This window comes from Yeosuana sp. (assembly GCF_057126245.1).
On record NZ_DBNGMQ010000006.1, the window covers coordinates 118029 to 128122 of the forward strand.

The 10094-nt window shown below is 31.4% G+C and carries 14 protein-coding genes; 3 read left to right on the forward strand and 11 right to left on the reverse strand.

The window, feature by feature from the left end; genetic code table 11:
- Positions 1-66: 66 nt before the first annotated feature.
- Genes moaA through AC15TD_RS00725 form a run of 10 tightly spaced genes read right to left on the reverse strand, consistent with a single transcriptional unit; the run spans position 67 to position 7005 of the window.
- Positions 67-1074, reverse strand: a complete 1008-nt coding sequence (gene moaA, locus AC15TD_RS00680) for a GTP 3',8-cyclase MoaA (protein WP_331632707.1) — start codon at positions 1072-1074, stop codon at positions 67-69.
- Positions 1075-1986 carry a bifunctional molybdenum cofactor biosynthesis protein MoaC/MoaB gene (gene moaCB / locus AC15TD_RS00685; RefSeq protein WP_331632705.1) on the reverse strand — a complete coding sequence of 304 codons (912 nt, stop codon included), beginning with the start codon at positions 1984-1986 and terminating at the stop codon, positions 1075-1077.
- Positions 1987-2017: 31 nt separating this feature from the next.
- Positions 2018-2365, reverse strand: a complete 348-nt coding sequence (locus AC15TD_RS00690) for a four helix bundle protein (RefSeq protein ID WP_331632703.1) — start codon at positions 2363-2365, stop codon at positions 2018-2020.
- Positions 2366-2391: 26 nt separating this feature from the next.
- Positions 2392-2835: a molybdenum cofactor biosynthesis protein MoaE gene (locus AC15TD_RS00695; RefSeq protein ID WP_484450218.1), complete on the reverse strand. Its 444-nt coding sequence runs from the start codon at positions 2833-2835 to the stop codon at positions 2392-2394.
- On the reverse strand, positions 2828-3922 hold the full coding sequence (locus tag AC15TD_RS00700; protein WP_484450219.1) for a ThiF family adenylyltransferase: 1095 nt from the start codon (positions 3920-3922) through the stop codon (positions 2828-2830). The genes AC15TD_RS00695 and AC15TD_RS00700 overlap by 8 nt, the downstream gene beginning before the upstream one ends.
- A gap of 8 nt (positions 3923-3930) precedes the next feature.
- Positions 3931-4164, reverse strand: coding sequence for a MoaD/ThiS family protein (locus AC15TD_RS00705; protein WP_331632699.1), 234 nt, complete (start codon positions 4162-4164; stop codon positions 3931-3933).
- On the reverse strand, positions 4148-4732 hold the full coding sequence (mobA, locus tag AC15TD_RS00710) for a molybdenum cofactor guanylyltransferase (RefSeq protein ID WP_331632697.1): 585 nt from the start codon (positions 4730-4732) through the stop codon (positions 4148-4150). Before mobA ends, AC15TD_RS00705 begins: the two co-directional genes overlap by 17 nt.
- 1 nt (position 4733) lies before the next feature.
- The gene (locus AC15TD_RS00715; protein WP_331632695.1) at positions 4734-5477 is read right to left on the reverse strand and encodes a sulfite exporter TauE/SafE family protein; all 744 of its coding nucleotides are present in this window, start codon (positions 5475-5477) and stop codon (positions 4734-4736) included.
- Positions 5478-5816 carry a molybdenum transporter gene (locus AC15TD_RS00720; protein WP_331632693.1) on the reverse strand — a complete coding sequence of 113 codons (339 nt, stop codon included), beginning with the start codon at positions 5814-5816 and terminating at the stop codon, positions 5478-5480.
- A gap of 10 nt (positions 5817-5826) precedes the next feature.
- A complete protein-coding gene (locus AC15TD_RS00725) occupies positions 5827-7005 on the reverse strand; it encodes a molybdopterin molybdotransferase MoeA (protein ID WP_484450220.1) in 1179 nt (392 codons plus the stop codon).
- A gap of 264 nt (positions 7006-7269) precedes the next feature.
- Between AC15TD_RS00725 and sqr the strand changes: the two genes are divergently transcribed.
- Genes sqr through AC15TD_RS00740 form a run of 3 tightly spaced genes read left to right on the forward strand, consistent with a single transcriptional unit; the run spans position 7270 to position 9316 of the window.
- The gene (gene sqr, locus AC15TD_RS00730) at positions 7270-8502 is read left to right on the forward strand and encodes a type III sulfide quinone reductase, selenoprotein subtype (RefSeq protein WP_331633887.1); all 1233 of its coding nucleotides are present in this window, start codon (positions 7270-7272) and stop codon (positions 8500-8502) included.
- Between the two features lie 11 nt (positions 8503-8513).
- A complete protein-coding gene (locus tag AC15TD_RS00735; protein ID WP_331633885.1) occupies positions 8514-8822 on the forward strand; it encodes a TusE/DsrC/DsvC family sulfur relay protein in 309 nt (102 codons plus the stop codon).
- A gap of 20 nt (positions 8823-8842) precedes the next feature.
- Entirely contained in the window at positions 8843-9316 is a 474-nt protein-coding gene (locus AC15TD_RS00740) for a DsrE/DsrF/DrsH-like family protein (RefSeq protein WP_331632147.1), read from the forward strand.
- A gap of 88 nt (positions 9317-9404) precedes the next feature.
- Here AC15TD_RS00740 and AC15TD_RS00745 read toward each other — a convergent pair whose 3' ends face one another.
- On the reverse strand, positions 9405-9830 hold the full coding sequence (locus AC15TD_RS00745) for a hypothetical protein (RefSeq protein ID WP_484450221.1): 426 nt from the start codon (positions 9828-9830) through the stop codon (positions 9405-9407).
- Positions 9831-10094 lie beyond the last annotated feature (264 nt).

The following is a 10094-nucleotide window of genomic DNA, read 5'->3' on the forward strand; positions in this document are numbered from 1 at the left end:
AAATATATTTTACAAAATTTGACTATATTATATGATAAAAAAATAATCTGACCTCAATTATTATATTCAACCACCAATAGTTATCATACTCCGGTTATTATTATGAAGTTTAGGTTCTTTAAGTTTTTCTAAAGTATCCATGCCACCGCGAGCTTTTAACTTCGCTTGAACTGCTTTTTGAATAATGGGTTCAATCGATTTTCCTGCTCGAAGGGTAGTTAATAAATCCGATTCGGTTGATGAGAACAAACAGTTTTTTAATTGTCCGTTTGCAGTTAACCGCAGTCTGTTACACGTATCGCAAAATGGATTCGTCACTGAACTTATAATGGCAAAACTGCCTCTATATCCTTTTATCTTGTAATTCTTGGCTGTATCGTTAGGTGCATCTTGAAGACGTTGAATGTCACTATCTAAGAAAGACGCATTCACATAAGTCATTACTTCTTTATAAGATACCATTTTACTTAAATCCCATTTATTTCCGTCAAAAGGCATAAATTCAATAAAACGAATAGAAACCGGTAAATCTTTAGTTAAGTGAATAAAATCAATAATCTCATCATCATTCACACCTTTCATTAAAACCGCATTAATCTTTACGTTGAAGCCTTCCTTTACCAAAAGAAAGATGTTTTTATAGACAATATTAAACTCATCTCTCAGAGTAATCTCTTTAAATTTTCTAGAGATTAAAGTATCTAAACTTACATTGATATTATTTACATTATATTTTTTAAGTGTATCAATAAATTTATGAATGATAACTGCATTTGACGTAATAGACAATTCAACAGGTAAGGAAGCTAATTTTTCTAAAACAAAAGGAATATCTTTTCTGATTAATGGTTCTCCTCCTGTTAAACGTATTTTGTTAACGCCGTGTTTTACAAAGGTTTTTGCTATGTCATAAATCTCCTCATAGGTCATGATATGGCTTTTTGGAGTTAATGGTACTCCTTCTGCTGGCATGCAATAGAAACAGCGTAAATTACAACGCTCTACCAAAGAAATTCTTAAATACGTGTGATCCCTTCCGTGTGAATCTTGTAATATGTTTGTTTGATTTATCATTTAATCGTGTCTTGCACCTTTTAATATTCTGAATATATGTAAAACGGACGGAAAAATAGCATCCATGGACTCTTTGGCTCCATTAGTTGAACCTGGTAAGGCTAACACTAAGGTTTTCTTAATGGTTCCTGCAATACTTCGTGATAACATGGAAAATGGTGTTCTATCTTGTCCATAATTACGAATAGCTTCTTCAATCCCAGGAATTCTTCTATCTAATAATGGTATTAATGCTTCTGGCGTTACATCTCTACTTGAAAGACCTGTTCCACCGGTATATATAATTAAATCGATGCCTTGCTCCTGAAATAATTTAGCCTTTTCTTTTATGACAACTGTTTCATCTGGAATAATTACATAATGAGCTATTTTTACATTACAATCTTCTAATTTATCAATAATGGCTTTTCCTGCTTTATCTTCCTTTTGCCCTGCTGAAATAGTATCTGAACAAACAATAACAGCAGCGGTTAAATCTTTTCTGAATTTATCTGTGAAATCTGATTTTCCTCCTTTTTTACTAATCAATTTAATGTGATGTATTTCAATGCCTTTATCAATTGGTTTTAACATATCATACATGTTTAACGCAACCACACTGGCTCCATGCATGGCTTCTACTTCTACACCCGTTTTATAAATAGTCTTAACTGTAAATATTACGGTTATTTCTAAACCATTTATTTCATAATCAACACTAGTAAATTCAATAGGTAACGGATGACAATCTGGCAAAATATCTGGAGTTCTTTTAACCCCTAATAACCCAGCAGCTTTGCTCATAGCAAACACATTGCCTTTAGGCACGGTATCATTTTGTATAGCTAAAATTGTTTCAGGCTTACTCACTTTCACAATTGCCTGAGCTATTGCTGTTCTTAATGTGCTACTTTTATGTGTGATGTCTACCATTTTCTAATTATTATTGCCTAATTATTATTGATTATTTTGTGCTTGCAGTCTTTCTTGAAGCTATAAAGATTGCTGTTAACTCAATAGATTCATTTAATAAATGTTGTATATTCTCTTTTTGAATTAAGTTTTCATCTAATGCAAATTCTAACCAAAAATTTGATTCATCAATTTCTTCAATAACGATACTAATTTTTGCAATAAAACTTGCTTTTGATTGTGCAATGCATGTTGCTCTATAATTAGCTGCTACAGATGTCGAGCATCTAATTAATTGTCCTTTAATATGATTAGAAAGAAATGTATTAGGTAATTCTTGAGTTATTTTAACACAGTTATGAGCAAATATTTTTGTTCTAATTTTTAATTTTTCTTTCATAATAATCAATATTCAATAGCAAATAATCAATTGTTAACTTTCCATTGATGCGAGCCGTCTTCAAAAATTTCTTTCCCAAAAACAGGAACCTTAGCTTTAATTTCTTCGACTATAAATTCTAACGCTTTAAAAACTACCTTTCGTCTTGGTGAGGAAACAAAAACAAACAGGCAAATTTCGCCTGCATGTATTATGCCTAAACTATGATAAATATGCATACATGTAAGTTCGTATTTTTCAAATGCAGCTTCCCTAATTTCATAAAACTTCTTATTAGCCATTTCTTCATTCGCCGTGTATTCAATAGCCTTAATTATCTTGTTATTAATGACATCTGCTCTCACCTGCCCCAGAAATATGTTATGAGCACCAATGGTGGTCTTGGTTTGATGTTTGGCTATGGATTCTCCAATAAATACTGAAGAAATTGCTCCTTGTTTAAAAACATTTTTAGGTTTATTATCACTCATAGATTGCATTATTATTAGATTTATTTATATATCCAATTATTTCAGAAGCCCCTTCTTTAATGCTGTAACAATTTTTTATTTGATGCTTTTTTAAAATGGTTACAGCTGTTTTACTTCTAATACCTGACTGGCAAAAAACAGCTTTTTCCTCATCACGATTTATCAAGTCCAATTGATTTTCCAAGACACTTAAAGGAATTTCTATCACATTAAAATTAATTATTTTTGGCTGCTCATGCCTCTCTCTTACATCAATAAATTGAATATTTGGCCTGTTTAAAAACTCCTCTATTGAAACTTCAATAACTTCAGAACTGCATATATTATTCATTTTTTGATTTTGAAAATTATTTTTATTTAAAATAACACTTTCAATTACAGTTTCATTCCTCTGGATCTTTATGATTTGATTTAGATTGGATAGCGCATCATAATACCGTATTTCTCCTGAAAGAATATTCCCAATTCCTAATACAATTTTTAATAATTCATTTGCCATCATGGTTCCAATTATTCCAGGTAATACCCCTAAAACGCCTACTTCAGAACAATTTGGCACTTCTCCTGTTTTTGGTTTATCAGGAAATGCACATCTATAAGAGGGTCCGTTATTATAATTGAAAACAGCCACCTGACCCTGAAACTTATAAATAGCCCCAAAAACAAGAGGCTTATTAGTAATTACACAGGCATCATTTATAAGATACCGTGTTTCAAAATTATCAGTCCCATCAACAATAATGTCAAATTGATCAAACAATTCAAAAGCATTCTGAAATGTTAATTGTACGGGATATGCAATAATATTAATTGTTTGATTTAAGTCCTGCAATTTAGCTTTCGCTTCGTTAGCTTTATTTTTTCCTAAGGAACTTGTGCCAAATAAAATTTGACGTTGAAGGTTTGATAATTCAACAATATCATAATCAATAATTCCCAGTGTTCCAATACCTGCAGCGGCAAGATATTGCAATAAAGGACAACCCAAGCCACCTGCCCCAACCACCAGAACTTTTGATTTTGATAACTTTTTCTGGCCTTTATGACCTATCTCTGAAAGTATTATATGTCTATTATATCTATCCATTTTAAACATTAACCACCGGAAAAAGGAGGTAATAAAACTATTTCCTTACTCGTTATTTTTGTGTTGACAGATACCAATTCATTATTTTGAGCTACTCGAAATTTTTTATCTTTTAAGTCAGAATATTTAATAAAAAGCATTTCTAATAAATCAGAAATAAGTACGCCAGAAAAGTCAATAATTTCTGCTTCACAATTAGTTACCTCTGTAAGCATTCCAAAATATTTAATCTTTATTTTCATAGACCATTTTTTCTAAATCTTCAGGAGTATTAATATTGGTTACAAATAATTCTAAAGATGGATTTAAAACAATATTTTTTACTTTGCATTGACTCACCGCTACTTGTAATCGCCTTTCATTGTTTTTTAAAAGATCGTAAAATACCTTTTCGCAACGCTTTCTGTACAAGGCTATCAATGGCATAGACTTATTTTTACTCATGGCTTGTACCACATCAAAAGGCTCTTCAAACTCATTTATTAATTTTTTTAAAATTTCAGTCTTAATTAAAGGAATATCTGAACTCAAAACCAGATTATACTCTGTTTTTGATGCCTTTAATCCAGAATATAGGCCTGCTAAAGGGCCAGCCTCTTTAATTAGATCTTCAACACGTTTCAAATTAAACATATCATAATCAGTATTATTTGAAACAAGTAATATTTGAGATACTAAAGGCTTCATGGCAGCAATGCTATATTCAATAAAGCATTTACCATTTAAGTTCAATAATCCTTTATCGGTTCCCATACGTGAGCTTTTTCCACCAGCCAAAATAATACCAGTCATGTCTTTTTTATGTATCATTTTAAGTGAAAAATAATTTAAAACTTGCCATAATAAGTACTAATGCTAAAATATAACGGAGCTTTTGATTGTTTAATTTTTTACTACCGAAATAGCCGCCGAAAACACCACCAACCATAGCTATTGCAACCAAAATATAAGATTCCACACTTAAATTTATTCCAGTACTTAACTGACCAATTAAACCCGAAGCCGAATTTACCCAGATAAATAAGGCCGATACTGCTGCAGCTTCTTTCATCTTACCCCAATGCAGCAGTAAAATTAATGGTGTTAATATAATGCCACCGCCAATTCCAATTAATCCAGAGAAAAAACCAATGATTCCCCCAACTATGAGACCTTGCCAAAGTTTCACCTGTTTTATAGTCTCTCTTTCTTTGCCAAAAACGTTTAGCATTTTTAGAATAGCAAAAACTAATAAAACGGCTAAAACCTTTTTGTAAATTGAGGCATCAATTTCAATCGTTCCACCCAAAAAAGCTAATGGTATAGAACTAATAGCAAATGATATAAATAATTTTTTGTTAAAAAATCCTTCTTTGTAATAATAATAAAAAGAAATACCTGCTACAAATATATTTAACAATAGGGCTGTTGGTTTCATGGTTTCTGGAGCAAAAGAAAACAAAGCCATCAATGCCAAATAACCGCTGGCGCCTCCATGACCCACACTAGAATAAAGAAATGATATAATAGGGAGTATTAAAAAAAATAAATATATGTTATCTAACTCCAGCATCATTTATAAACTTTTCATTTTTTCTAATTGAACATCTAAATAATTCCAGCAATTTTTATTTATTTCTTCAAATACACGTATTAATGATTTACCGTAATCTGTTAACTCAGTACCTCCTCCCCCTTTTCCACCTATACTCATTACAATGACCGGCTGTTTAGATGATTTATTCACGGCATCCAATAAATGCCAGGCTTTTTTATATGAAACTTTCATAAGTTTTGCTGCTTTTGACAAAGATCCTGTCTCATTAATAGCATTCAATAACTGAATCTTTCCCTCACCCAAAAACTCTTCACCATCTAACTCAACCCAAATTCTACTCTTTATTTTATAATTCATATGTTGTTTTTTAAAAGGGAAGTAAAATCACTTCTACCAAATCATTAACCTGAATCTGTTCCATGTTTCCTTTCATGAGTACCAACGCATTAGAAATTGCAAAAGTTTGTAACATGGCAGAACTTTGACCTTCTAAAATAGTGACCTCTCCATTTTTGTAAATTGCTTTTAAGAATTGTGGTCTATCTCCATTTTTTACAAAATTTGATACTGATTTTGCCTTGACAGTAGGCAAACCATCGTTCTTCAAACCAGTTAACCTATGCAAAGCCAAGTAAACATATATATAAAAACAAGTTAATGCAGCTGCGGGATTTCCTGGTAATGCAAATAAAAGGGTGCTCTCGCATTTACCAAAAAATAAAGGTTTTCCCGGTTTTTGATCCACTTTATAGAATACTTCTTCAACCTTTAATTCAGTTAAAGCTTTTCCAACAAAATCATAATCACCTACAGAAATCCCTCCACTAATAATCACTAAATCATGATCATTAATTACATTTTTCAATTTGGAATACGTTTCCTCATAATTATCTTCAATTTTATGAATAGAAATATCTTCAAGACCTAAATTCGATAAGACACTGCGAAGCATTTTAGAGTTACTTTCATAAATTTTACCATAATCCAAATACTCTCCGGGCTCTATAAGTTCATTTCCTGTAGTAATTAATGCGATTGAAGGCTTTTGATAAACAAATACATTAGTTATTCCTAGAGAACTCAGATAGCCTATTGCCGCAGGCGTTAATTTCGTGCCTTTTTTTAAGGCTAAATCTCCTTTTTTTACTTGTTCTCCAACCGCCCTTATATTATATTCTACAGAAATTTGACTATTGATAGTTAACTTATTTTTATTTATGATCACCTTTTCCTGCATAATAACCGCATTAGCAGAATCTGGAACAGCAGCCCCGGTAAATATTCTTATAGCTTCTCCCGGCTTTAGGATAGGTTGATGACTATCACCAGCCTTAACCTCATCAATAAGCTCATAAGAAAAATCATTATGTAAATTCAGTGCATACCCATCCATGGCAGATTGTCTGAATGGAGGCATGTTTATCGGGGCGTATATATCGCTATACAAAATTGAATTACTGACTTTTTCAATAGGTAATTTAACCCCTTTTGTAACTTCCTTGCTATTGGTGATAACAGCTTTCAAAGCATCTTCAATACTTATCATATACATTTCGTTATATCCAAACAAATATAACGAAATAAAAACTAATACTAAGATACATCTCAGGTCCAAAGAAAAAGGTAAAAATTAAAATACATTAAATATCAAAAAACGTCACAAAGCCAGTAAATACAGTATGTAACAAATGTTACACAAGGGTTTTTATATGATTTATATCATGTTTTGCACCTTCTTAAATATTTAATTTTGTATCAAATTAATAAGGCATATTTAAACATTAAGCAATTAATTTGTAAATCAAAAAGAATGAAAAATTTAGTAATTTTAGGAGCAGGCACCTCAGGAACCATGATGGCAAATCATTTAGTTTCTAAACTGCCAAAAAAAGAATGGAAAATAACTATAGTAGATCAATATAAAACACATTATTATCAACCCGGTTTTCTTTTTCTACCATTTGATATTTACACAGAAGACCAAGTAAAAAAAGTTGGTAAAAAATTTGTACCTAAAGGCGTAAACTATATTCAGAAGAAAATTGAACAAATTTTCCCTAACGATAACAAAGTTCAATTAGAGGACGAAACATTACAATATGATATTTTGATAGTTGCAACGGGATGTAAAATTGCACCACAGGAAACTGAAGGTATGAAAGGTGAAAATTGGCATAAAACGGTTTTCGATTTTTACACATATGAAGGTTCTTTAGCATTACGAAATAAACTAAGAGACTGGAAAGGTGGGAAAATGGTTGTCCACTTTACAGAAATGCCAATTAAATGTCCGGTAGCTCCTTTAGAATTTGTTTTCTTAGCAGATTCTTATTTCACAAAAAAAGGGATGAGAGACAAAGTTGATTTAACATATGTCACTCCCCTTGGAGGTGCATTTACCAAACCTAAAGCAACAGCAGCTTTAAGCCATTTAATGAAAGAAAAAAACATTAAAGTTGTTACAGATTTTAATATTGAAAGAGTGGATAATGAGAAGAACCAAATTATTGATTATGGTGAAACCGCTGTTGACTTTGATTTACTTGTGACGGTTCCAACAAATATGGGTGATGAAGTTATTGAGCGCTCAGGTATGGGAGATGATTTAAATTTTGTACCAACACATCATAACACGTTACAATCTATAGATCACGAAAATGTATTTGTTATTGGAGATGCAAGTAATATACCCGCCTCTAAAGCCGGTTCGGTAGCTCATTTTGCCTCTGAAACTTTAACAGATAATATTTTATTATATATAGATGGCAAACCTTTAAAAGAAGAGTTTGACGGTCATGCCAATTGTTTTATTGAAACTGGTAATAACAAAGCGTTGTTAATTGATTTCAATTACAAATTTGAACCTTTGGAAGGTACCTTTCCTATTGCTGGAATTGGACCTCTAAAGCTTTTAAAAGAAAGTATATTCAATCATTGGGGTAAACTAGCCTTTAGGTGGATTTATTGGAATATGCTTTTAAAAGGAATACCAATCCCAATGGTAAGTAGAAACATGAGTTTAAAAGGAAAAAAAATAAATTAAAAACTATTATTATGGATTTAAACATAGCAGGAATTAGATTAGATGTTACTGAAGATGGATATTTAACTGATCTATCTCAATGGAACAAAGAAATAGCTGTTGAAATAGCTAAACAAAATGGTATTGAATTAACAGATAAACACTGGGAAGTCATTTCCTGGATTCAAGATCAAGTAAAAAATGACGTTGCCTTATCTATTAGAGGAATTAAAAAAAGCGGTGTAATTGATATCAAAGAATTTTATGAGTTATTCCCTGGCGGCCCATTAAAAATTTCAACTAAAATAGCCGGTGTACCAAAACCAAAAAGCTGTATCTAATAATATAAAATCATAAGATTATGAGTACTAAAGTTAAAAAAATGCTTTTCATTCTTTCAAAAGCGACTATTGAAAATGCCTATGCCGCTTTTGTGATGGCCAATGGCGCCAGAATGGAAGGTATTGAATCGGAAATATTTTTCACCTTTTTTGGATTGGAAGCTATACAAAAGAAAAAACTAGCACATTTGCATGTGGCCACTGTGGGTAACCCAGGAATGCATATACCAACTATGTTAGGTGGTTTACCTGGTATGGAAGCATTAGCTACCACTATGATGAAAAAAGAAATGGAAAAACTAGACATGCCTCCAATCGGAGAATTTCTTGAAATTCTATCTGATTCTGGCTGTAAGTTATGGGCTTGTAAATTAGCCGTAGACATGTTCCACTTGAAAAAAGAAGATCTAATTGATGAACTAGATGGTATCTTAACTATAGGTGATTTTTATAATAGAGCAGATCAAGAAGGTTGTCAGTTACTTTTTATTTAAAAGAAGAGGTAACAATAAATAATTTATTAAACACAAAGCCTTACTAAATAAGTAAGGCTTTTTTATTTATAAGTAATTAATAATATTATTAAAGGGCGTATCCAACGCCGAAGTAAATACCTTCTGGATAACCAATTCCTGTTCTAAAAAGAAAATGTTTACCCGGCACATTTCTTCTATACCCTATATTAATAGCAGGATCCGTTTTATCATGATTTTCAGAATATTGTGTTTGATCTATTTTCGCTGCTCCAACAGCGACTTCAAATCTTCCTTTTCCTGATCCAAAAAGAACGCCACCTTGTCCCATTAATGTTGTGCCGCTATTTACTAACAGTGTAAACCATCCACCATACCCTACTCTTGCAAAAACAGCTATATTACTATTTTCATACACTATTCTATCATAAAAAACATGTACAGCATTATAAGCTATATCAGGCGCCAAGGATCCGTGAATTATATTTCTTTTTAAAAAAACATCTTTTTCTGAAGTGGTGTTTTGAGAATGCATAAGGTTACAACCAACAAAAAGAAAACACAAAGTGAAAGCAATATAAATTAGATTTAGATTCATTTTATTTTATTAATAGTTACAAATTTAAAAGGGTATTCTTCCTTTTGAAATATTTTAAATCTACCCCAAGTAGAATTAAAAAGTGGCGAATATAGATTTAAATAGAACAATAACCTACTTAAATAATTTTTCAAAATCACATAGCAATGATTGATGAATATCATTTCATAAATAAGCATAGACATTTAGCTTAGCAATAAT

What these genes read in the sequence shown, in the direction of transcription:
- moaA (WP_331632707.1), bottom strand. Translation starts at nt 1,074, where the DNA reads ATGATAAATCAAACAAACATATTACAAGATTCACACGGAAGGGATCAC.
- moaCB (WP_331632705.1), bottom strand. Translation starts at nt 1,986, where the DNA reads ATGGTAGACATCACACATAAAAGTAGCACATTAAGAACAGCAATAGCT.
- AC15TD_RS00690 (WP_331632703.1), bottom strand. Translation starts at nt 2,365, where the DNA reads ATGAAAGAAAAATTAAAAATTAGAACAAAAATATTTGCTCATAACTGT.
- AC15TD_RS00695 (WP_484450218.1), bottom strand. Translation starts at nt 2,835, where the DNA reads ATGAGTGATAATAAACCTAAAAATGTTTTTAAACAAGGAGCAATTTCT.
- AC15TD_RS00700 (WP_484450219.1), bottom strand. Translation starts at nt 3,922, where the DNA reads ATGGATAGATATAATAGACATATAATACTTTCAGAGATAGGTCATAAA.
- AC15TD_RS00705 (WP_331632699.1), bottom strand. Translation starts at nt 4,164, where the DNA reads ATGAAAATAAAGATTAAATATTTTGGAATGCTTACAGAGGTAACTAAT.
- mobA (WP_331632697.1), bottom strand. Translation starts at nt 4,732, where the DNA reads ATGATACATAAAAAAGACATGACTGGTATTATTTTGGCTGGTGGAAAA.
- AC15TD_RS00715 (WP_331632695.1), bottom strand. Translation starts at nt 5,477, where the DNA reads ATGATGCTGGAGTTAGATAACATATATTTATTTTTTTTAATACTCCCT.
- AC15TD_RS00720 (WP_331632693.1), bottom strand. Translation starts at nt 5,816, where the DNA reads ATGAATTATAAAATAAAGAGTAGAATTTGGGTTGAGTTAGATGGTGAA.
- AC15TD_RS00725 (WP_484450220.1), bottom strand. Translation starts at nt 7,005, where the DNA reads ATGATAAGTATTGAAGATGCTTTGAAAGCTGTTATCACCAATAGCAAG.
- sqr (WP_331633887.1), top strand. Translation starts at nt 7,270, where the DNA reads ATGAAAAATTTAGTAATTTTAGGAGCAGGCACCTCAGGAACCATGATG.
- AC15TD_RS00735 (WP_331633885.1), top strand. Translation starts at nt 8,514, where the DNA reads ATGGATTTAAACATAGCAGGAATTAGATTAGATGTTACTGAAGATGGA.
- AC15TD_RS00740 (WP_331632147.1), top strand. Translation starts at nt 8,843, where the DNA reads ATGAGTACTAAAGTTAAAAAAATGCTTTTCATTCTTTCAAAAGCGACT.
- AC15TD_RS00745 (WP_484450221.1), bottom strand. Translation starts at nt 9,830, where the DNA reads ATGCATTCTCAAAACACCACTTCAGAAAAAGATGTTTTTTTAAAAAGA.